The following is a 23,409-nucleotide window of genomic DNA, read 5'->3' as shown; positions in this document are numbered from 1 at the left end:
AAGTAAAAATTAAGAGTTTTTGGCAATAAAAACGCTATTTTAAGAATATTTTATTAGTAAAATTTTGAGTATTAACCGGTTGTTAACAGCAACTATAATGCTACTTACGTAACTTTGTTTGAACATAAATATATTAACCAATAAATACACACTATGGCATCTAACACAGGACAAACGCTTTTGGCTCTATTAACAGGAGCTGCTATTGGAGCAGGGATTGGAATTCTATACGCTCCTGATAAAGGCTCTAAAACTAGAAAGCAAATTAGCAAAGAAGCTAATAAAGCTCGTAAACAATTTGATAAACAAGTTAAAGAAACATCAAGTAACCTTAGCGAAAAGGCACAAAAAGCTCGGTTAAACTTTGAAGAAAAATTGGAGAATACGTTGTCTTCAGCAAGCTATAAAGCCGATGATATTTTATTAGCTATGGAAGATAAGCTGGAAACACTTCGCAAACAAAACGCCAAGTTACAGTTGGAAACTCAAAAAGAAAAAACAAAAACTAAAGCTAAAAAAGCAACTTCATAATATGGCTTTTGATCGTCTTAACGACAATTTACATACTATAAGCGAGAAATTTCAAGACTATACCACTAGTACAGTGGAGTATTATAAACTTCACTTTTTCAAGTCGTCTATGAAAGGAGCCATATCATTGGTAAATTTACTTGTGTTTGGCAGCTTTTTTTTATTTGTTTTACTTTTTATATCAATTGGTGTAGCACTATATCTTGGGATTGTTATGGAAAGTAGTTTTGCAGGTTTTTTAATTGTAGGAGGTTTTTATGGGCTAGTGACTTTATTTTTAGTCATTTTTGGAAAGAAATTGATAGAAAGGAGTCTTCTCAAGAAATTTTCGGCATTACTTTATGATGATGATTATGCCAAAAAAAACGCAAAAGAACAAGCGCATGAAGATGCAGAAGAATTTATTGACACCGTAGAAAACGAAAGCGTATGAAACGATACACTACTTTTGATGAAATAGACCGTGATCTTAAATACTTAAAGCTAAAATCTGAAATTGATAAAGAGGAACTGAAGCTTAGCGTAAGTGATACAAAAACATCTATTAAAGATAGCTTTTCGCCCTTAAACCTCATTGCTAGTATGATTGGATCGATTGCCCAAAAGGCACTTGTTGTAAAAATTGCCAATAGTATTTTAGGAGTTAAGAAAGTAAAAGAGGTAGAGGATAAAGATTACTAAACGAACTTATAACACATAGAAAAAAACGCCGCTTATATAATACTAAGCGGCGTTTTTTATTTTAAAAATTGATATCATCATTACTTTCCGGTGGCGGATTCCGTTTTTTCTTAGTTTTTTGGGAAGCTCCAATGCCTTTAGCTTCGTTTTGTTTTTTCATTTCTTCCCCAATTTGGTTACTGGCAACAAACGAAGCGATCATATCGTTGAGCATATTACTACCGGCCTGCGGCGAATTAGGGAGTAAAATTAAGTTGGTGTTGGTTTCTTCCCCAATAGATTGTAAGGTATCGTAATGCTGTGTAACCACAATCAAGGCAGAAGCTTCTTGCGAATTAATCCCCACATTATTTAAAACATCTACACTTTCTTCTAGACCACGAGCAATTTCTCGACGCTGGTCAGCAATACCTTGTCCTTGCAAACGTTTACTTTCAGCTTCTGCACGTGCTTTAGCAACGATTTTAATACGTTCGGCTTCGGCTTCATATTCAGCTGCTACTTTTTCACGCTCAGAAGCGTTAATACGGTTCATCGCAGCTTTTACTTGTACATCAGGATCAATATCGGTTACTAGGGTTTTAATAATATCGTACCCGTAATCAATCATCGCATCGTTCAATTCTTCTTTTACAGCAATGGCAATATCGTCTTTACGCTCAAAAACATCATCTAATTTCATTTTAGGTACTTCGGCTCGAACTACATCAAATACATATGCGGTAATTTGACCGTGCGGATCTTCAAGCTTGTAAAAAGCATCGTAGACTTTATTTGGAATTACCTTAAATTGGACCGAAATTTTAAGCCGTACAAACACATCATCTTTTGTTTTGGTTTCTACCAAAACATCCAATTGTTGAATTTTTAGATTGATTCGGCCTGCAATTTGATCGAAAATCGGGATTTTAAAATGTAAGCCGGAATTTCGGATACTTAAAAACTTTCCAAAACGTTCTACAATAGCTGCCGTTTGTTGTTTTACAGTGAAAATTCCCGAAAGCAAAATAAAAAAACCGATAATGATAACCGGTATTAATAAAAGTAAACCACCCATTTGTTAATTTTTTTAGTTGAATAATTAGTTGAAGATACAAAAATAAAGCTACTTTTAAACGCTATTAATCTACCATACTATGAGTATTAAAAACCTGTTTATTGTTACCGTATTAGTTATATCTTTTCAACAACTTACGGCACAGCGTAATTTTAACGAATATAACCGATTGGGAATCAACGGGGGTTTAACATTGTTTGATATAAACACATCAGACCTTACAACGAAACAGGGACAAGGATTTTCTGGAGGTTTTACTACCCGCGGCTCTTTCAGAAATAATTTTGATTTAATCTACGGAATAAACTTTACGCAATCCAATATTGAAGTTTTAGGAAGTAACTTAACCGATTCTCAGTATATTAAATATTCCATTTTGGCAGCCCAGATAAATTTCCTTGGAAGTTTTAACATTGTAGAACACCATTTAAGCCTTGAATTTGGCCCAATTTTAAACGTCAACGGAAAAATGAAAATCGATGACAGTGCATATGAAGATTATATTCTAGACGGCTATACGACTGTTAGAGCACAAGTTATACAAGAGATTTCAACGTTTAATTTTAGGCTTATGGGTGGCCTTACTGCTGGGTTAAAAAGTTTCAGATTAGGTGCTCATTACCAATACGGACTTACTAATATGCTTAACAATTTAAATGATAAAGATATTTCAGAAATTGATGATATTAAGGGAAATAGCTCTACTATAATAATTTCTGCTGTTCTTTATTTTTAATATATTGCATCATCTATGGATAGATGTTCTTACTTATTTTTAATTTTCTTTATTTTAATTAGTGCCAAAAGCTTTTCTCAATTTGGACTAATAGCCGAAGCTAATTTTTCTTCTTTCAGTGATGAAGATCTCAATAACAGTAGTGGAATTGGGTACGGGTTTGGAATTGCTTTTAAGGAAGAAATTTACGAAAAAGGCGATTTTATAGCAGAATTCACCTACACTTCAAATAAAATTGTTTTAGATGGTTATGAAACGTTTGACCCTACAGAAAGAGCTGATGTAAAATTTTCAGCAGATAATTTAAACCTCACTTTTTTATATACTCAATATGTAATCAATAATGATGAAGCATTCTTTTTTGGCCCCCAATTGGGACCAATTTTTATGTTTTCAAATGAATGGAAAGCCGAAGAAACATATGATAATTCTAGATATTCTTATGAACCATTAGGCTACACAAACGATGATTTTGAGCAAATAAAGCCATTCAATGCAGGATTGGTTTTAGGTCTAACAACAGGGTATAGTTGGCTGAGAGTAAATATTAGATACCAGCTAGCGCTTACCAATACGTTAAGAAAATTTACCTACCTAGAAGAAGATGGCCCAAGAGAGCCTGAACTTAAACAAAATAGCTTTTCACTTTCTATTAATTATTTGATAAACTAACTGAACTATTATGAAAAAATTTCTACTTCTTTTTATTCTGCTCCCTATAGTTAATAACGCTCAGACAGAAGTTGTTGATTTAGAAATCAATAAAAAAGGTGTTACTGATTTTAATTGGGAAGAAAATACTTTTTCCGTACAGGCGCTAGAAGGAAGAAAGGATATTATGATTAAAACAGTTGATTTAGAAAACAGCAAATTATTGAACCAATATTTATTGGGAAAAAAACATAACTTATTTTTTGAGAGTAGTTATGGTAATTATGTTATTTCTAAGTCTAATGGGGTTTCTAGCGGAAAATCAAAATATCAATTTGTCGATACCAATGGAAATGTATCAGAAACAATAACTGTAGATAATAGTGAAATTGAATATGATGGCACTCCTAGGACCTATCTAATGAAAGATTACTTATATACAATAGGTCCTAATGAAAGAGGATATGACCTTTCTAAAAGGCTTAAAAAAGATAAACCATTTGAATGGTATCTTTATAAAATGAATATTTCCTCTAAAGAAGAACAATTAATACCCTTTACCCCGAAAGGGATAGAAGGAAAAGAATCTGTAAATGGATATACCCTTCTAGATGTGAGAGAAGATAAATTTTACTTACTCTCAAAAAAATTAACTTCCACTAATAATAATGAACGTATAAATCAACAAGAACTTATCGTTTCAATCTATGACTTTAATGGCAACCTACTTGAAGATAAATCTTTTACAATTAGCATTGACGATAAACACTATAAATTTGCTAATGCATCGTTAGCCAAGGGTTTTATAAACACTTTTGCTGGAAATCGTGCAGTTAGACAAATGAAGTCTCCCGCTACAGGAACAATAAATATTGATCATAACAGCAATTTTTATTATGTAACCTCATTACTTGCAGGTAGAGAAAAAGAAGATGGTGTAAAAGTTTATTTTTCAAAATTTAATGAAGATGGTGAAAAAGTATGGGAAATAAAACAACTTATAATGGATGAAGATATAGGAGTAGCAAAAATGAAATATACATATACTAAGCCCGTTTTTGCTGAAGATAAAGTATACTTTTTTTGTTACAACGGTGAACCAGATAGTAAAGTGGCTTCTGTTTTATCAATAGATAAGAAAGAAGGAAAGTTGCTTAAAATGGATAAAATCACAAACCTTGATCACATTACTAGAAATGAACCTAGATGGCGAGACTATGTTTACGGTATCCGTTTAGAAGAATTACCAAAAGAAACAGTTTTAGATGAAAATTCAATAATTGCTTACTTATTTGAGGATTCAGTGAAAAATTATTTTGAGTCAATTTCACCTGAATCAGAGACATTTTACTATTCACATTTCTTACCGAATGGAAGCCTGTATATGTTTGAAGCAGACTACAAAAATGAGGAATACAGGTTACTTGAATTTAACACAAAATAGGAATAGAATCCTCTAACTTATAGTATCAATAGCTTTTTCAATGCGCTTGATACTTTCTTCTTTCCTAAGAAGTGAAGCTATTACAAACACATCGGGGCCCTTCATTTCGCCAACTAACGATAAGCGTAATGGCATCATTACTTTTCCGAAGCCTATTTCATTGTCAGTAATCCAACCCTTTATTTTATCAGATACGTTGGCTGCAGAAAAATCGTCCACTTCGTTCATAAGTTTAATAACCTGTTGAAGTAATTCAGCTGTCCCATCTTTAAAGGCTTTTTTAGCTGCTTTTTCATCGTATGTTTCAGGAGTGATAAAGAAAAAGCTTCCTTGATCCCAAATATCTTCTACAAACGTAGCGCGCTCTTTTAATAAAGCAGTGATTGTTTCAACTGGAAGAGCGGTTTTAATTCCTTTATTATTCAATAACTCTTTAAATTGTCCGGCTAAAATACCGTTGTCAACCTCCTGTAAATAGTGATGTTGAAACCAATTCGTTTTTTCAGGATCAAACTTAGCACCGGCTTTGTTTACACGGTCTAAATCGAACGCCTGAACTAATTCTTCTAAGCTAAAAATCTCTTGTTCGGTTCCTGGGTTCCATCCTAATAAAGCGAGCATATTGATAACCGCTTCGGCCTGATATCCATCTTCTCGGTACCCAGAATAAGTATCGCCGTCAGCTGTTTTCCATTCCAAGGGAAATACTGGAAAGCCCATTTTATCGCCATCACGCTTACTTAACTTCCCTTTACCAACGGGTTTCATAATCAATGGTAAATGGGCAAATTTAGGTGCTTCCCAACCAAACGCTCTGTATAACATAACGTGAAGTGCTAAAGAAGGCAACCACTCTTCCCCACGAATTACGTGGGTTATTTGCATTAAATGATCGTCTACAATATTCGCTAAATGGTAGGTTGGCATACCATCACTTTTAAACAATACTTTATCATCTAAAATATTGGTGTCAATCTGCATGCCACCGCGAATCATATCTTTTAAATGAAGCGTTTCGTTTTCAGGAGATTTAAACCGAATTACATATTCGTCACCTGCATCTAATTTCTGCTGAACTTCTTCTTTTGAAAGTGATAAGGAATTTTTCAGTTTTAATCGATTATGCCAATTATAGATAAAAGTTTTCCCTTCGGCTTCATGGTTTTTTCGGTGTTCATTTAACTCTTCAGGGGTGTCAAATGCATAATAAGCATTCTCTGAAGCGAGCAACTTATCGGCATATTCTCTGTATAAATGTTTTCGTTCACTTTGGCGATACGGGCCAAAACCTCCATCTTTTTTAGGACCTTCATCAAAAGGAATATTTAACCAATCTAAGGCTTCAATTATATATTTTTCAGCACCTTCCACGTATCTAGTTTGGTCGGTATCCTCTATACGCAACACAAAATCGCCCCCGTGTTTTTTAGCAAACAAATAATTGAATAAAGCAGTGCGAACACCACCAATATGTAACGGTCCTGTAGGACTTGGAGCAAAACGTACCCGTGTTTTTTGAGCCATGGATTGTAAATTTTATTAGGATAGCAAAGATACAATTCTCTTTGTACCCATGCACATCTTAACGGATAGTGTTTTTCTTAGCGTTTTGGAGCAATTTTTGATACTAAACTAACTCATAGAAGTCTTGAAATAAAATTGTATTTTTAGGAGTTCTATATAAAACGATTGTACGTACTATGAGCACCTTTAATATCATTCAGCAAAAGCTGGAACAATTCATTAAAAAATTCTACACAAATGAATTGATTAAAGGCGCTATTTTGTTTTTTGCTATTGGGCTGTTGTATTTTCTCATCACACTGCTGGTAGAATATGTTTTATGGCTTAGCCCATTAGGCAGAACTATTTTGTTTTGGGTTTTCATAGTAGTTGAAGCTACTCTTTTTATTCGTTTTATTGCGTTTCCATTAGCGAAACTACTCAAATTCCAGAATGGAATTTCACACGAAGAAGCTTCTGCTATTATTGGAAATCACTTTCCAAATGTGAGCGATAAGCTATTAAATGTAATTCAGTTGAACAGAAACCAACAGGAAAGTGAGTTATTAGCAGCGAGTATTGACCAAAAAGCTTCCGAACTGCAACCCATTCCATTTCAAACTGCAGTTGATTTCAAAAAAAATGGTAAATATTTAAAATATGCTGCCATCCCAGTGTTCATATTTATAGTGATTAGTTTGTTGGGTGAAAAAGATCTTTTCTCCAGTAGTTATGAGCGAGTTGTAAATTATAATACGGCTTATGAACCGCCAGCACCCTTTAGTTTTGTGGTGTTGAACGATAACCTTTCAGCCATAGAAAGTAAAAATTATACGCTAAAAATAAGAACCGAAGGAACCGTCATTCCGCAGAACGCGAGTATTGAATTCAATAACGAAACCTATTACCTGCAACAAACAGCACCCGGTTTGTTTGAATATACATTTTCACAACCGTTGGAACCGATTGACTTTAGATTAAAAGCCAATAAAGTTCAATCTAGAAACTACACACTCGATGTAGTCAAAACCCCATCCTTATTGGGTTTTGAAATGGTTTTAAATTATCCTTCTTATACCGGAAAGCAAGACGAAACCTTAAAAAGCACGGGGAATGCGACCATTCCTGAGGGCACACAGGTTACTTGGCAAGTGGCCACTAAAAACACACAGCAGGTTAATTTGAAAACAGCCGATACGGTGTATGGTTTTGCTGAAAAAGAACAACAATTTAATTTTCAGAAGAACATTTATAATAAACTGGATTATGCCATTACTACTTCGAATGAAAGCTTGAAAGATTACGAAAATCTGTCGTTTACATTAGGTGTAATTAAAGACGAATACCCTGAAATTGATGTGCAGTCCAAACAAGACAGTACCGACACGCAGTTGGTTTATTTTTTAGGCCGTGTAAGCGACGATTATGGGTTAACAAAACTCCGTTTGGTCTACTACCCAACCGGTGAGGAAGAAAAGGCTAAAAAGGAGCCACTTTCGCTTAACAAGAGCAATTTCGATCAGTTTGTGTACACCTTTCCAGGGCAATTGCCTTTACAAGAAGGCGTAGCCTACGATTATTATTTTGAAGTGTTTGATAACGATGCCATTCATAATTTTAAATCTAGTAAATCTGGGGTGTATTCTTTCAGAAAATTAACGGATAATGAATTACAAAACGAACAATTGAAACAACAAGATTCAAATATTAAAGACTTAGACAAAACCTTGGAAAAAATGAAGGAGCAGGATAAAAGTTTGGAAGAGTTGTCTAAAACCCAAAAAGAAAAGAAAGAACTGAATTGGAACGATAAGAAGAAACTGGAAAATTTCATCAAACGGCAAAAACAACAAGAGCAGATGATGAAGAATTTTTCAAAAGAAATGAAGGAAAACCTTGAAAACTTCCAACCAGAGGAAAAAGATGATCCTTTTAAAGAACAATTGGAAGACCGTTTGCAAGAAAATGAAGAACGCCTAAAAGAGAATGAAAAGCTCCTGGATGAACTGGAAAAGCTACAAGATAAAATCCAGAAAGAAGACTTAACCGAAAAATTAGAAAAACTTGCAAAGCAAAATAAAAATCAAGAAAAGAACTTAGAACAATTGGTTGAGTTAACCAAGCGCTATTATGTTACCAAAAAAGCTGAAAAGCTGGCTGAAGATCTTTTTAAATTAGGAGAGGAACAGGAGAAGCTTTCAGAAGCGCCCGAGGAAGAAAATACTAAACAAGCACAAGAGGAACTTAATGAAAAGTTTGAGGAATATAAAGAAGAGAAGAAGCAGTTAGAAAAAGACAACGAAGATTTAAAAAACCCAATGGAGCTCCCTAAAGATGAGGTAGGTGAGAAAGTTGTAGATAAGGAACAACAAAATGCTTCAGAAAAACTAGAACAGCAACAAAAGCAAGATGCTCAAAAAAGTCAGCAAAAGGCAGGTGAAAAGATGAAGGAAATGGGCAAGCAAATGCAGATGCAAATGCAAGCCGGGCAAATGGAAACCATAAGCGAAGATGTAAAAATGCTTCGACAGATATTAGACAATTTAATTGTATTTTCTTTTGGCCAAGAGGATTTAATGGAAGAGTTTAAAACCATCGATTATGGTAGTCCTGTCTTCGGAAAAAAATTAAACATTCAAAATGACCTTAAGCTCAATTTTGAACACGTGGACGATAGTATTTTTGCCCTTTCGTTACGCCAACCTATGATTAGCGGTAAAATAAACAGTACACTTACTGAAATACAATATAATCTCGATAAATCCCTTGACCGTTTAGCACAAAACCAAATGCGACAAGGCGTCTCAAGTCAGCAATACACTGTAACCGGAGCCAATGAACTTGCTATCATGCTAAGTGAGCTATTAAACAATATGCAAAATCAAATGCAAATGAATGCTTCTGGTCAAGGACAGGGTCAGGGCCAAGGTCAAGGTAAGGGTCAAGGAGAGGGTCAGGGCTTTCAACTTCCAGATATTATTAAAAAACAAGAAAGTCTTTCCGAACAAATGAAAGAAGGAATGGAAGGACAAAAAGGAGGCGATAAAGGTGAAAAAGAAGGTCAGGGTCAAGGTGAAGGAAAAGGTAAGGGTGAAGGCCAAGGCGAAGGTGGAAACGGTGAAGGTGGACAAGGCGGAAATCAAGGACAGCAAGACGGAAAGTCTGGAAATGGAAATAGCGAACAATCCAGTGAAAAATTGTATGAAATTTATAAGCAACAGCAAATGCTTAGACAACAATTGGAAGACCGATTAAACAAAGAAGGACTAAAAGGAAAAGGAGGCGAATTGCTACGCGAAATGGAAGGTGTAGAACAGCAGTTGTTAGAAAAAGGATTTAACCAACAAACGCTCCAACGCATGCTTAATTTACAGCATCAATTATTAAAATTGGATAAAGCTTCTTTTGAACAAGGTCAAGAAAATAGAAGAGAATCTGAAACCAATAGAAAGCAATTTTCTAATAACCTACGCTTATCACCTGAAGCTATTAAAAAGTACTTTAATACCACTGAAATTTTAAATAGGGAAGCACTACCTTTGCAACCACAATTTAAGGAAAAAGTACAAACTTATTTTAAGCAAACGAATGATTGAATTTTATTCTGAAACTGATTTTGAGTTAGAGAACAGTCAAGAAATTTCAGACTGGATTTCATTAATAATTTCTACTGAAAAATATAAAGAAGGGGAGCTAGTTTACGTGTTTTGCGATGATGCCTATTTGCATAAATTGAATGTTCAGTTTTTAGATCACGATACGTTGACCGATATTATCAGCTTTGATAATTCATTAGGAAAGCAAATTCACGGCGAAATTTATATCTCTGTAGAACGTGTAAAGGAAAATTCAAAAACATATTCGGTGTCATTTCAAGATGAATTGCACCGCGTTATAATACACGGAATCCTGCACTATTGTGGCTATAAGGACAAAACGGAAGAGGAAGCCGCCCTTATGCGTACCAAAGAAAATGAAGCTTTAGAAAAGCGTTCTTTTCTGTAGAACGTTGATTTACAAATATTTATATAATTAAGTTGTTGATTATTAGCAATTTAGCTATCTTTGCACCCGTTTTAGAAAACCAAACGACTTAAAGAGTTTTCTTGAGTGTAGAGGTTGGTGATCAAAATCGAGCTAATGAAGTTAACACTGAGCGAAGACGAAGTGTGTTCCACGTGGAACAATTGAAAATAAAAGATAATTTATGTTTGAAAAGGAATATGATGTTATAGTAGTTGGTGCTGGTCACGCGGGTTCTGAAGCTGCTGCTGCTGCTGCTAATTTGGGGTCAAAAACATTGTTGATTACGATGAATTTGCAAAACATTGCACAGATGTCTTGCAACCCCGCTATGGGTGGAATTGCTAAAGGGCAAATTGTTCGAGAGATAGATGCGCTTGGTGGCTATAGCGGAATAGTTTCAGATAAGTCTGCAATCCAATTTAAGATGTTGAATAAATCTAAAGGGCCTGCCATGTGGAGCCCAAGAGTTCAAAGTGATAGAATGCTATTTGCTGAAACTTGGCGATTCATGTTAGAGCAAACTCCAAACCTAGATTTTTATCAAGAAATGGTTTCGGGTATTTTAGTTGAGGGAGGTAAAGTAGTAGGCGTAAAAACTTCCTTAGGATTAGAAGTAAAAGCTAAATCAATTGTATTAACAAACGGAACTTTCTTAAACGGACTAATCCATATTGGAGAAAAACAATTTGGAGGTGGTAGAGCAGGAGAAAGAGCTGCTACCGGAATCACAAAAGATCTTATCGATTTAGGTTTTGAATCGGGTAGAATGAAAACTGGAACCCCGCCAAGAGTTGATGGACGTTCGTTGGATTTTTCTAAAATGTCAGTTCAACCAGGAGATGCTACTCCTGAGAAATTTTCATATTCAGACAAAACTAAGCCTTTGACTAAACAACGCGATTGTTATATGTCCCACACTAGTTTATTGGTGCATGATATTCTACGGGAAGGTTTTGATCGTTCACCGATGTTTAACGGTTCAATTGATAGTGTTGGGCCTCGATACTGTCCTTCTATCGAAGATAAAATAAATCGCTTTGCCGATAAAGATCGGCACCAAATGTTTGTAGAACCGGAAGGGTGGAATACGGTTGAGTATTATGTAAACGGTTTTTCAACTTCCTTGCCAGAGGATATTCAATTTAAAGCGTTACGGGAGTGTGATGGTTTTCAAAATGTGAAATTTTTCCGTCCGGGTTATGCAATCGAGTATGATTATTTTCCACCTACGCAATTAAAACATACGATGGAAACCAAGTTGGTTTCAGGATTGTTTTTCGCGGGACAAATTAATGGAACTACGGGCTACGAAGAAGCAGCTTGTCAAGGAATGATGGCTGGTATAAATGCACACTTAACAACCTACGAGAAAGAGCCGTTTATTTTAAAACGTAACGAAGCATATATAGGTGTTTTAATAGATGATCTTATTACAAAAGGCACAGAGGAACCTTATAGAATGTTTACTTCTCGGGCTGAATACAGAACGCTACTTAGACAAGATAATGCCGATTTTAGATTGACACCAAAGTCTTTTGAAATAGGTTTAGCTTCTGAAAAGCGTCTTCGAAGAATGGAGGAGAAAAAAGATCAATCTGAAAAGTTTGTTCAATTCTTTAAAGAAACGAGTGTAAGTGATACTGTTGCGAATCCTATTTTAAAAGAAAAGAATTCTGCCGAAGTAAAGCAAAGTGACAAGATGGTTAAGATGTTTTCAAGACCAGAAATCGACATGAACGATATGCGTAAAATCGATAATGTTGAAGAATATATTAAAGAGAATAATCTTGATTATGAAGTGTTGGATCAGGCCGAGATTCAAATTAAATACGCTGGATATATAGAAAAAGAAAAGAACAATGCCGATAAACTGAATAGGCTAGAGGGGATTAAAATTCCAGAAAATTTCGATTACACAAAGTTGAAATCATTATCCTACGAAGCAATGGAAAAACTGAAAGCTATTAAACCAGCTACGGTTTCTCAAGCTTCAAGAATTAGTGGTGTGTCACCAAATGATGTTTCTGTAATGCTTGTATATATGGGGCGATAGAAAAATGTGTTCCACGTGGAACACATGGGTGCTTCGGCTCCGCTCAGTAACCTTTTTCTGCCTAGATAAATTATCGTACACTGAGCGGAGTCGAAGTGTGCTAATAGATTAAATTAAAATATTCCATTTGAAAAACACACAAAATCCAACTTATATAACCACAAAAGATTTTTTTGTTTCGGGGGAATCTTTCCAATTGGTATATGATCCAGAATTTAAAATGTTGGTTACAACACCACAACCTGCTGCAGAAAATCTTCCTGATTATTATGAGAGTGATGCCTACATTTCGCATACCGATTCTGAAAAAGGATTACTTCCTTTTTTATATCAAAAAGTAAAACAAAGAGCCTTAAAAAAGAAAGTACATCTTATCACACAATTAAATAAGGGGACAGGTTCTGTTTTGGATATTGGAGCTGGAACAGGAGAGTTTTTAAAAGTAGCTTCAGAAAAAGGTTGGGAGATTTATGGAGCTGAACCAAATGAAAAAGCTAGATTAATTTCAGAGAAAAAAGGAATTGATTTGATAGAAATTTTTAATGATTACTCAAATCAAAAATTTGACGTAATCACCCTTTGGCACGTTCTGGAACATCTGCCTAATTTGCATGAATCTATTAAAGAAATTGAGAATTTATTAAAACCAGGAGGGACCCTTTTAATTGCTGTGCCAAATTATAAATCGTTCGACGCAAAATTTTACAAAGATTTTTGGGCTGCTTATGATGTGCCTAGACATCTTTGGCATTTTTCAAAAGAAAGCATGGTTGAACTTTTTTCTGAAACCACAACAGTACAAAAAATAAAGCCGATGATTTTCGATTCGTTTTATGTAAGCCTACTTTCAGAAAAATATAAAACTGGTAATTCTTTTTCGTTACGAGCTGTTTGGATTGGGTTTTGGTCTAATGTGCGTGCTTGGTCGTCAAAAGAGTATTCTTCTCACATATATTGCTTCAAAAAGAGCTCAAAAGTTAATTAGAGCCGTTTTAAGCCTGTTTTGAACTCTAAAAAGGTTCTGATGTCTCCTTTTTTCTTTTATAAACGGAAAACCAATCACTTTTAAGTCAAATTCAATAGCTTAAAACTATTTAAATATTAAATTATAATAGAAATTTATTATACAAGCTCTTTTTTATGGATAAGTCGTGTTAGAGAGATGGATAAATCTGTAAAGATAATTTTGGCATTTCCATTTCGCTCAATATGGTAGGTTGCATCTTCCAGTGCTTGGGTAATGTCAAAAATATTGTTTTGATGTACAAAAGGCGCAAATTTTTCAAGGGAGAATTTAGGATCTTCCGCTTCAAAAAATAATAAATCGTCAGCTTTGTAGTTTTTCAGTAAAGCTTGCCTAAAAACTTCAATACAATAAACCAAAAATTTTTTCTGTGTTTCACGTCCCAAACTGGCTATTTTTTCACTCCAACTTAACAAGTCGTTAATAGCCTTTTTATTTCCTTTAGCTTGAAATGCTGTGCGTACCCATTGAATAAATAATCGTTCAAAATCTGAATCATCACCCCCTTCTTCGGAAAGCTGTAAGGCTCTGTTTACATCGCCATTGGCACGATGCGCTAATTTCAATGCAATGTTTTGGTCAAGTCCTTTTGTATTAGTTAAAAAAGTAGCAATATCTTCTTCAGATAACAATGGAAAGTTAAGCTTTTGACACCGGGACTGTATGGTTCCCATAATTTGTTGTTCATCTTCACAAAGCAACAACAACACGGTTTTTTCGGGTGGCTCTTCTATTAATTTTAAAATTTTATTGGCACATTGGGTGTTCATTTTTTCGGCCATCCAAATAATCATCACTTTATGGCCGCCTTCATATGCTTTTAAGGACAGTTTTTTCATAATATCTGCTGCTTCGTCAACCTTAATAGTACCCTGCTTTTTTTCAATTCCTAATTTTTGAAGCCATTGAAAAAGCGATCCATACGGATTTTCCTTCATAAACTCCCGCCATTCTTCACTAAAATTATCGGAAACTGGATGTTTTTTCACCTTATCGTTCGTGTTAACGGGATATACAAAGTGCAGATCGGGATGTGCCAACCTTGACACCTGTTGAGAACATTTTTTATAAGCAGTAGAATCTTTTTCATAATTAGTGCATAAAATAGCACCAGCATACGCAATGGCAGCGGGTAAAACACCTGTTCCCGCCTTGCCAATAAAGAGCTGAGCGTGTGGAATACGCCCGTGTTCAATCGTGGTTAGTAAGTGAGATTGCAAGTGCTTTTGACCAATTATTTCTGAAAAATCCATACGCAAAACTACATATTTTTTCTTCGGAATTTTTCAGTAAAATACCCATAGTAGCATGTGTCAGTAATCGTTTCAGCATTGCCGTTTAAAAAACTATATTTGCAAGTGTAAAATTTCAAGTATGAGAACAGCAAAAGATGTAAACTTTAAAGGAAAAAGAGTATTGATTCGTGTGGATTTCAATGTCCCGTTAAACGATGATCATGAAGTAACTGATACTACCCGGATTGAAGCTGCTAAGCCTACCATAATCAATGTTCTGGAAGATGAAGGAAGTTGTATTTTAATGTCGCATTTAGGTCGCCCCAAAAATAAAGAAGCGGAGTTTTCATTACGCCACGTGGTAGAAGCTGCTACAAATGTTCTAGGAGTGACCGTAAAATTTGTGGAAGATTGCATTGGAGAAACGGTAGAACAAGCTGTTGCAAATTTAAAATCCGGTGAAATTTTATTGCTTGAAAATCTTCGATATTACGATGAAGAAAAGCAAGGCGATCGTGCTTTTGCTGAAAAATTAGCCAAATTAGGTGACTATTACGTGAACGATGCCTTTGGAACTGCACATCGAGCACATGCCTCAACTGCTGTAATAGCTGAGTTTTTTCCAGAAAATAAATGTTTTGGTTTACTGTTAGCTTCAGAAATTGAACATGTAAATAAGGTGTTGACCGATGGGAAACCTCCCGTAACTGCCATTATTGGTGGTGCTAAGGTTTCTTCAAAAATTACTGTAATTGAGAACATATTAGATAAAATTGATCATCTAATTATAGGTGGTGGGATGGCTTTTACCTTTGTAAAAGCCCAAGGCGGAAAGGTTGGTGCTTCCTTGGTTGAAGAAGACAAACAAGAATTAGCACTTGAAATTCTTAAAAAATCAAAAGATAAAGGTGTGGCCATTCATTTACCGTCCGATGCTATAATTGCTGATAGTTTTTCTGAAATGGCAACTACCGATGTAAGCGATATCGATACAATCCCTGAAGGCTGGATGGGCTTAGATGTCGGTCCAAAAACGAATGAATTATTTGCCTCTGTTATTGCAGAATCTAAAACGATACTTTGGAACGGTCCTGCCGGTGTTTTTGAAATGGAACCGTTTGCAAAAGGAACCATTAGCCTAGGTAACGCAATTGCCGAAGCTACCAGAAATGGTGCTTTTTCACTTGTGGGCGGAGGTGATTCGGTAGCTGCAGTAAAAAAGTTTAATTTCTCTGATAAGGTAAGCTATGTATCTACCGGAGGTGGTGCTATGCTTGAAATGCTAGAAGGAAAAACCCTTCCAGGAATTAAAGCAATTAGAGAATAAAACCCTTTTACAACCGTTAAAACAAGGGAATAAATATTGAAATTTGTTGTCCATTTTTTCCTTTTGTGTATTTTTAATAATATTTTAAGCTTAACCCCAGGCTATTAAGACTATGAAAAAACTCCTTTTTGTTTCAAGTATATTAGTATTCGGATTATTATTTTCGAATGCTCAAGATAAACCTGCTATTGACTCTATTCAGAAAAAAAATCTTCAAGTTGTAGATTCTATAACCGTACAGAAAATAACTGGAGATTTACCCAAAACTGTCATTGCCACTCAAGTAAAAGATACGATGGTTTTTTCATTGGAAGATATGGCAAATGCCAGAAAAGTAGATAGTCTTTGGTTGCAGGAGTTATTTTCTACTGGCCGTTTTGAAGAAATGTACGGTACGGTCCAAAACCAGACCTATGATCCGCTTCCATATAAAGAGGTTCCCACAGAAGTTTTAAAACAGCGATTAGCCGAATTGAATGCCCGTACCCCTTTTAATGTAGAATATAATATTTCCTTAGAAAGTGTGATTAACGGTTATTTAAAAAACCGCCGAAACAGCTTATCCAAATTAATGTCCTTAAGCGATTATTACTTTCCTATGTTTGAGGAACAGTTGGACCGGTACGGTTTACCGCTGGAAATGAAGTATCTTGCTATTGTAGAGTCTGCTTTAGACCCTCGCGCGGTTTCCCGTGTGGGAGCAACAGGTCTTTGGCAGTTTATGTTTAGTACGGGTAAAATGTTTGGGTTAGACGTAAACTCCTATGTTGATGAGCGTTCAGATCCGACTATGGCTACGGAAGCAGCTAGCAAGTATCTTTTCAGTTTGTACAACAGTTTAGAAGATTGGGATCTTGCGTTGGCGGCTTATAATTCAGGTCCTGGAAATGTAGCAAAAGCTATTCGTCGTTCTGGAGGTAAAAGAAATTACTGGAACATCCGCTCTTATCTTCCACGTGAAACAGCAGGTTATGTGCCAGCTTTTTTGGCAACGATGTATATTTTTGAATATGCCGATGAGCTTGGTTTAAAAAGTTCCGGACCTCAGGTTCCCTTCATTGCTACTGATACCATCAAGGTAAAGAAAATGATCACCTTTGATCAAATTGCTGAAATTACATCAATTCCAAAGGAAGAAATAGAATATTTAAATCCTGCGTATAAGCTAGGTATAATCCCTGTTATTAAAGATGAAAACTATGTACTTCGTCTTCCAATTGATCAAATAGGAAAGTTTGTAACTCATGAAGAGGCAATTTATGCGTACGCTGAAAAAAAATTAAACGAACGTGAAAAACCTTTAGACGAAGTAAATGATCACCCTGATCGCATTCGATATCGCGTGCGAAAAGGGGATTATCTAGGTAAAATTGCAGAACGATACGGTGTTGGTGTAAGTCAAATAAAACGATGGAACAGCCTTAGAAGCAACAGATTGCGAGTGGGACAACGGTTAACAATACACCCGAGAAAACCAGTTGGTGGATCTTCAAAAACAACCGCTTCAACTAATAACGTAAAATTATACACAGTTAAAAACGGAGATTCATTATGGAGCATATCTCAAAAATTTCCTGGAGTTACCGTTGAAAAAATTAAAAATTGGAACGATATTAGTGGTACTAACTTAAAGCCAGGGATGAAATTAAAAATTCAAAAAGGCTAAGAAACCAACAAAAACACTATTATGAAAACAATGTACATCGCTTTTCTAGCGGTTTTTATACTATTCTCATGCAACGACTCAGGGAAAAAAGACACTTCGTATCGCCCTGATTCCGTTGGAAATATCAATAATCTACAAGTAGTTATCGACAACGATTTATGGAACGGTCCTGTAGGCGAAGAAATAAGAACTTATTTTGCCGCTCCGACCGATGGTTTACCACAAGATGAACCCTTGTTTACCATGAACCAAATGCCGGTATCAACATTTACCGATTTTGCGCGTACCAACCGCATCTTTCTTCATGTGAGTTTGGGGAAGGAGGACAACGTGAAAATTGCCAAAAATGAATATGCTAGACCACAAGTAGGAGCTATTATTACTGCTACTTCAGAGGAAGGGTTAATTAAATTAATTGAAGAAAAGCACGACCGAATAATTGAAGCAATCCACGCTTCAGAAATACAAGAGCGACAACGCCGCACTAAAGTTTCGATGATGGATACCGATTCACTTAAAGAACAGTTTGGCGTTAGTCTGAAGGTACCTTCTGCATATCGCCTTGCCAATTCAAGTGATGATTTTTATTGGTTGCGTAAAAACTTAAAATCTGGAACAACCAATATATTGATTTATCAGGTACCGCTAAACACCATTACAAACGATAGCATGGCAGTGAGCCAGATAATTAAAATGCGTGATTCTATAGGCGGTGACTACCTTCCGGTTGAAGATGAGGGCCGTTTTATTACTGAAGATGCCTATGCTCCTTATCTTTTTAAGTCTGAAATAGACGGACATTTTGCTTACGAAACTAAAGGTACTTGGGAAGTGAAAGGTGCTTTTATGGGTGGACCTTTTTTAAATTTTGCTGTAAAAGATGAAAAAAACGATCGATATTTGATCTTGGAGGGCTTTACATACGCACCGTCCGTAGAAAAAAGAGATTTACAGTTTGAGCTGGAGTCTATTTTACGGTCTGCGAAGCTTACTAACTAAATAAAGTAAAAGACATTAACTAAAAACCCGCTACTTTCAACAAAAAGTAGCGGGTTTTTAGTGTTTTTAACAACTGGGAGAGATTATTTTTTGTCCTCCACGTGTTTGGTATCTTCATTTTCGTCTTTAGAAGCGTCCTTAAATTCTTTAATTCCGCTACCCAGACCTCGCATTAATTCTGGTATTTTACGTCCGCCAAACAATAGCAAAACGACCAATACTACTAAAACAATTTGCCAAGGGCCTATAGCAAGGGGTAAAAAGAGTGCAATCATCATATAAAATTTTATAAAGCAAAGGTAACAAGAATTCCTTACATAAAACGTTTTCAGTATAAGTTTAGTGCAGGAGGGCGTAAGATTGTTTTATATTTGTACTAGCAAGTTAATACCATGGCTAAAAAAGAAAAAAGAACAAAAAAGATAAAAAAGAAGCTGCTGCACAAATACCGGTTGGTTGTGCTTAATGAGGATACATTTGAAGAACGCTTCTCTTTTAAGTTAAACCGGTTAAATGTTTTTGTATTTAGTGTTATTTCAGCCTTACTTTTAATTACCGGAACTACTATATTGATTGCTTTTACCCCGCTTCGGGAGTACATACCAGGCTACTCATCAACCAAACTGAAGCAACGCGCCACTCGTTTAACCTATAAAACAGACTCTATACAGCGCGAACTAGATATAAATAATCAATACCTTGCCTCGATACGAAAAGTACTCACAGGCGACGTTAAAACGGTTCATTTTAATAAAGATTCTATTCTCAATGCCGCTAGTGTTGATGCTTCGGAAGTAGATCTATCCGCCTCAAAAGAAGATTTACTCTTACGTGAAAAAGTGTCACAAGAAGATAAATATAATCCGTTGTTGAGTGACTCTGGGATAAACTATGTACTGTTTGCTCCTGTTAAAGGGACAATTTCTCAAGCCTACAATCCAGCCGAAAAACACTACGCTGTTGATGTTGTTACTGTTAAAAATGCCCCAGTTAAAGCTATTGCAGACGGAACGGTGATTTTTGCCGAATGGACTGCTGAAACAGGCTATGTAATGATCATTAAACACCGTAACGATTTGCTTTCAGCTTATAAACACAATGCATCTTTGACCAAAGAACAAGGAGAATTAGTAAAAGCGGGTGAGGTTATATCTACGGTAGGCAGCACAGGAGAGCTCACTACAGGTCCGCATCTCCATTTCGAGCTATGGCGTGACGGTTATCCCATCAATCCAACAAATTTTATAGATTTTGAATAGCAAATTATGTTTATAAAATCCTTCGCAGCTAAAATTTTCGCAAAAATTGTTGTTTCCAAAATTAGAAAATGGTCACAAAACCCGATTGAGGCACAGCAAAAAGTATTTAAAACCCTTATTTCTGAAGCAAAAAATACTGCTTTTGGAAAAGATCATAATTTTGATGCTATTCAATCCCCTGCCGATTATGCTAAAAAAGTTCCCATTCGGGATTACGAAGAACTAAAACCGTATGTGGATCGTGTTGTTTCAGGAGAAAACGATATTCTATGGCCGGGAAAACCGCTCTATTTCGCTAAAACTTCTGGAACTACTAGCGGAGCAAAATACATTCCCATAACTAAAGAATCAATGCCACACCATGTTGAGGCCGCTAGGAATGCTATACTTTGCTACATAAACGAAACTGGAAACGCCGATTTTGTAGATGGTAAAATGATTTTTTTACAAGGAAGCCCAGAAATGACCGAAAAAAACGGAATTAAATTAGGGAGACTTTCTGGCATCGTAGCGCATTACGTGCCCAAATACCTACAAAAAAACCGCATGCCTAGCTGGGAAACCAATTGTATAGACGATTGGGAAACTAAAGTCGATGCCATTGTAGAAGAAACCAAAGCAGAAAATATGACTGTGATAAGTGGTATTCCGTCGTGGGTACAGATGTATTTTGAACGCTTACGGACAAAGACAGGAAAAGATGTAGGCGATTTATTTAAAAACTTCCAATTGTTTATTTACGGTGGTGTTAATTACGAGCCGTACCGTGCAAAATTTGAATCGTTGATTGGTCGAAAAGTGGATAGTATCGAGCTTTTTCCTGCGTCGGAAGGGTTTTTTGCCTTTCAGGATAGGCAAGAGGCTAATGGGATGTTGTTGTTATTAGATTCAGGTATTTTTTATGAATTTATTGAAGCCGAACATTTTTTCGATGAAAACCCCGAACGGCTTACTATTGGCGATGTAAAAATTGGTGTTAACTATGTAATGATAGTTTCAACCAACGCGGGCTTATGGGCGTATAACGTGGGCGATACCATTCAGTTTACTTCTACAAAACCGTATCGGGTAATTGTTTCAGGGAGAATTAAGCACTTTATTTCGGCATTTGGTGAACATGTGATTGGGAAAGAAGTAGAGCAAGCTATGCAAGAAGCGATACAGCAACATGGTTTTTCCATTTCAGAATTTACAGTCGCTCCACAAACCAACCCGAAAGATGGGTTGCCCTATCACGAATGGTTTGTTGAATTTGAAAGTGAGCCTGAATCACTTCAGCAAATTGAAAACACCATAGATAAAGCGATGCAACAACAAAACTCCTATTATCTTGATTTAATTGAAGGAAAAATATTGCAGCCTTTACAAATTAGGACGCTAAAGAAAAGTAGCTTTACAAAGTATATGAAATCGCAAGGAAAACTAGGGGGTCAAAATAAATTACCAAGGCTTTCTAATGACCGAAAAATTGCGGAACAACTCATTTCTTTACAAGATTGAAATTAATGTATATTTGCAGCAATGAGAAAATTGAAGCCACATAATAGAACTCGCGCCCAAGAAAGCACTAGCGCTATAGAACGATTGTATATCACAATGCGTCACTTATTTAATCGAGGGTTTTATAAGCCTATGGGTGTTTCTGGTGAAACGTTGCGGGAATCATTGTTAACGCTCCGTCCAGAAATTTACGGTTCTATTTCCGAAGATAAAATAGAATTACAAGGCCTGTTATACGTAATAGATAGACTTCCCACAGGAATTGAAGAATGTCGATTCATTAATTTGACTAGTGACGAAGGCTATAAAAACTCGCATTTTAAAACCATTATCCCTTCAAAAAGGCGCAGAAACTGTTACCGTATTGATGAAGAGCAGATGAATATAGAAGTAACGCGAGGGCGATCAGAAATCTACGATGTACTTACGCACCTTACCTTTCTTTATGTTGAATCGCACAAGATTATGAAACATATCATGATCGATGAAAAAGGGAAAGTGATTCGGGATTGGAAAAAACTGGAACAAGCTATTCAGAAAAAAGATGAATTAACTAAAGAAGAAAAGGAAATTGCGCTAACACATACCGCAAACTTTTTGGGTAGAACTTTTGAAGAAGTAAATGATGTATATCCACAATTTGCCACAAAAGAAGACCCACATCGCTTTTTAAATATCATCTATTACTTAGGAAAATTGGCGCTTGATGAGGTGGTTAATAACAATAAACGTATTATTACCTTCAGTCCTGTATTGCGGGAACGGTTGGGACACCATATTCACGGAGAAAAATGGGCCTTAAAAATTAAGCAAGCTCTCGAAGATAATGACCTGTTGCAAAGGCCATTGCACATTATAAGTGCGAATATGCACAGCGTTATGAATACCTTGTATGCAAACTCCGCTTTAACTTCAGAAGCAAAAAAGAAGCAACCTTTACAACTTTTTGAATCTTTAAGTAACCCAGCCAACGGGAAATTGCGAGATAAAGTAACAAAAACAGCCTTAAAGAATGGAATGACCTTTATAGATGATGACAGTGGTGCCAACATTGATGTACAGGTATTTGATTCGGATAAATTTCCGAAGTTATTATATAACGCTAAAGAAGTTGAAACAAAGGATAAACCTGTTATTATCGTAATGGACTATGCCTTTGGTGAACAAGCTTATGAAACGATGGATGAGTTGTTGAAACCTTTCGAAGACAGCACTAATAACTCCCATTTTTTAAATGTGGCTTCGGTTTCCATTATGGGCAAAGCAGGTATTTTAGAAGGAGGCAAAGGCGATATTATGATTCCTTCGGCACACGTATTTGAAGGGACAGCAGATAATTATCCGTTTGATAACCAACTGAATATATCAGATTTTAAAGAGGAAGATGTAAACGTGTGTACTGGAGCGATGATAACAGTTTTGGGAACATCGCTTCAAAACAGAGATGTGTTGCGCTTTTTCCACGAATCTACCTGGAATGTAATAGGGCTAGAAATGGAAGGAGCACATTATCAAAAAGCCATCCAGGCGGCAGCTAAAATAAGGGGAAGCATTAGCTCGAAAGTACAAGTGAGATATGCGTATTACGCATCGGACAACCCTTTAGAAACAGGAAGCACATTAGCTTCTGGCGGATTGGGTACCAGTGGTGTAAAACCCACTTATTTAATTACCGAAAAAATAATAAAACAAATTTTAGACCAATAATACGCTATAG

General features: G+C 35.9%; 20 protein-coding genes. 16 read left to right on the top strand and 4 right to left on the bottom strand.

Features of this window, described 5'->3' with window-relative positions; translation table 11 throughout:
• Positions 1-153: 153 nt before the first annotated feature.
• From DZ858_RS03705 to DZ858_RS03695, 3 genes are read left to right on the top strand one after another with little or no spacing between them, the layout of a single operon-like run.
• Entirely contained in the window at positions 154-531 is a 378-nt protein-coding gene (locus DZ858_RS03705; RefSeq protein WP_117158190.1) for a YtxH domain-containing protein, read from the top strand.
• A 1-nt stretch (position 532) separates the two neighbouring features.
• Positions 533-964: a phage holin family protein gene (locus tag DZ858_RS03700; protein ID WP_117158189.1), complete on the top strand. Its 432-nt coding sequence runs from the start codon at positions 533-535 to the stop codon at positions 962-964.
• The gene (locus tag DZ858_RS03695; protein ID WP_117158188.1) at positions 961-1,212 is read left to right on the top strand and encodes a DUF6327 family protein; all 252 of its coding nucleotides are present in this window, start codon (positions 961-963) and stop codon (positions 1,210-1,212) included. Before DZ858_RS03700 ends, DZ858_RS03695 begins: the two co-directional genes overlap by 4 nt.
• Positions 1,213-1,273: 61 nt before the next feature.
• On the opposite strand, the gene DZ858_RS03690 is transcribed toward DZ858_RS03695, so the two are convergent.
• On the bottom strand, positions 1,274-2,269 hold the full coding sequence (locus tag DZ858_RS03690; RefSeq protein WP_117158187.1) for an SPFH domain-containing protein: 996 nt from the start codon (positions 2,267-2,269) through the stop codon (positions 1,274-1,276).
• A gap of 79 nt (positions 2,270-2,348) precedes the next feature.
• Between DZ858_RS03690 and DZ858_RS03685 the strand changes: the two genes are divergently transcribed.
• The 3 genes from DZ858_RS03685 to DZ858_RS03675 are packed head-to-tail and all read left to right on the top strand — an operon-like array spanning position 2,349 to position 5,100.
• Complete coding sequence (locus DZ858_RS03685; protein WP_117158186.1) at positions 2,349-3,005, top strand: outer membrane beta-barrel protein; 657 nt, start codon at positions 2,349-2,351, stop codon at positions 3,003-3,005.
• A gap of 15 nt (positions 3,006-3,020) precedes the next feature.
• Positions 3,021-3,677 (top strand): porin family protein, encoded by a 657-nt coding sequence (locus tag DZ858_RS03680; RefSeq protein WP_117158185.1) that lies wholly within the window; start codon positions 3,021-3,023, stop codon positions 3,675-3,677.
• 10 nt (positions 3,678-3,687) lie between these two features.
• Complete coding sequence (locus DZ858_RS03675; RefSeq protein ID WP_117158184.1) at positions 3,688-5,100, top strand: hypothetical protein; 1,413 nt, start codon at positions 3,688-3,690, stop codon at positions 5,098-5,100.
• Positions 5,101-5,112: 12 nt separating this feature from the next.
• Here DZ858_RS03675 and gltX read toward each other — a convergent pair whose 3' ends face one another.
• On the bottom strand, positions 5,113-6,624 hold the full coding sequence (gene gltX, locus DZ858_RS03670; RefSeq protein WP_117158183.1) for a glutamate--tRNA ligase: 1,512 nt from the start codon (positions 6,622-6,624) through the stop codon (positions 5,113-5,115).
• 176 nt (positions 6,625-6,800) lie between these two features.
• Between gltX and DZ858_RS03665 the strand changes: the two genes are divergently transcribed.
• The 4 genes from DZ858_RS03665 (at position 6,801) to DZ858_RS03650 (ending at position 13,667) form a co-directional block, all read left to right on the top strand.
• A complete protein-coding gene (locus DZ858_RS03665; RefSeq protein ID WP_117158182.1) occupies positions 6,801-10,199 on the top strand; it encodes a DUF4175 family protein in 3,399 nt (1,132 codons plus the stop codon).
• Entirely contained in the window at positions 10,192-10,608 is a 417-nt protein-coding gene (ybeY, locus tag DZ858_RS03660; protein ID WP_117158181.1) for an rRNA maturation RNase YbeY, read from the top strand. Before DZ858_RS03665 ends, ybeY begins: the two co-directional genes overlap by 8 nt.
• 202 nt (positions 10,609-10,810) lie before the next feature.
• Positions 10,811-12,682: a tRNA uridine-5-carboxymethylaminomethyl(34) synthesis enzyme MnmG gene (gene mnmG / locus DZ858_RS03655; RefSeq protein ID WP_117158180.1), complete on the top strand. Its 1,872-nt coding sequence runs from the start codon at positions 10,811-10,813 to the stop codon at positions 12,680-12,682.
• Positions 12,683-12,809: 127 nt separating this feature from the next.
• A complete protein-coding gene (locus DZ858_RS03650; RefSeq protein WP_239990713.1) occupies positions 12,810-13,667 on the top strand; it encodes a class I SAM-dependent methyltransferase in 858 nt (285 codons plus the stop codon).
• A gap of 137 nt (positions 13,668-13,804) precedes the next feature.
• Here DZ858_RS03650 and DZ858_RS03645 read toward each other — a convergent pair whose 3' ends face one another.
• Entirely contained in the window at positions 13,805-14,959 is a 1,155-nt protein-coding gene (locus DZ858_RS03645; RefSeq protein ID WP_117158179.1) for a DNA polymerase III subunit, read from the bottom strand.
• Between the two features lie 121 nt (positions 14,960-15,080).
• Between DZ858_RS03645 and DZ858_RS03640 the strand changes: the two genes are divergently transcribed.
• The 3 genes from DZ858_RS03640 to DZ858_RS03630 all read left to right on the top strand — a co-directional run bounded on the left by DZ858_RS03640 (position 15,081) and on the right by DZ858_RS03630 (position 18,933).
• Entirely contained in the window at positions 15,081-16,268 is a 1,188-nt protein-coding gene (locus DZ858_RS03640; RefSeq protein ID WP_117158178.1) for a phosphoglycerate kinase, read from the top strand.
• Between the two features lie 112 nt (positions 16,269-16,380).
• On the top strand, positions 16,381-17,934 hold the full coding sequence (locus DZ858_RS03635; RefSeq protein WP_117158177.1) for a lytic transglycosylase domain-containing protein: 1,554 nt from the start codon (positions 16,381-16,383) through the stop codon (positions 17,932-17,934).
• A 21-nt stretch (positions 17,935-17,955) separates the two neighbouring features.
• Positions 17,956-18,933 (top strand): DUF4837 family protein, encoded by a 978-nt coding sequence (locus DZ858_RS03630; RefSeq protein ID WP_117158176.1) that lies wholly within the window; start codon positions 17,956-17,958, stop codon positions 18,931-18,933.
• A gap of 83 nt (positions 18,934-19,016) precedes the next feature.
• Here DZ858_RS03630 and tatA read toward each other — a convergent pair whose 3' ends face one another.
• Positions 19,017-19,208 (bottom strand): twin-arginine translocase TatA/TatE family subunit, encoded by a 192-nt coding sequence (gene tatA / locus DZ858_RS03625; protein WP_117158175.1) that lies wholly within the window; start codon positions 19,206-19,208, stop codon positions 19,017-19,019.
• Between the two features lie 117 nt (positions 19,209-19,325).
• On the opposite strand from tatA, the gene DZ858_RS03620 reads away from it, so the two are divergent.
• Genes DZ858_RS03620 through DZ858_RS03610 form a run of 3 tightly spaced genes read left to right on the top strand, consistent with a single transcriptional unit; the run spans position 19,326 to position 23,399 of the window.
• On the top strand, positions 19,326-20,192 hold the full coding sequence (locus tag DZ858_RS03620) for a M23 family metallopeptidase (RefSeq protein WP_117158174.1): 867 nt from the start codon (positions 19,326-19,328) through the stop codon (positions 20,190-20,192).
• Positions 20,193-20,198: 6 nt separating this feature from the next.
• A complete protein-coding gene (locus DZ858_RS03615) occupies positions 20,199-21,692 on the top strand; it encodes a GH3 auxin-responsive promoter family protein (protein ID WP_117158173.1) in 1,494 nt (497 codons plus the stop codon).
• Positions 21,693-21,713: 21 nt separating this feature from the next.
• Positions 21,714-23,399 carry a DUF6909 family protein gene (locus tag DZ858_RS03610; RefSeq protein WP_117158172.1) on the top strand — a complete coding sequence of 562 codons (1,686 nt, stop codon included), beginning with the start codon at positions 21,714-21,716 and terminating at the stop codon, positions 23,397-23,399.
• Positions 23,400-23,409: the final 10 nt, after the last annotated feature.

Origin of the sequence: Marixanthomonas ophiurae (genome assembly GCF_003413745.1) — a bacterium.
GTDB lineage: Bacteria > Bacteroidota > Bacteroidia > Flavobacteriales > Flavobacteriaceae > Marixanthomonas > Marixanthomonas ophiurae.
Note: the sequence above shows the minus strand (reverse complement) of the source record. Positions and strands in the feature narration are given on the sequence as shown.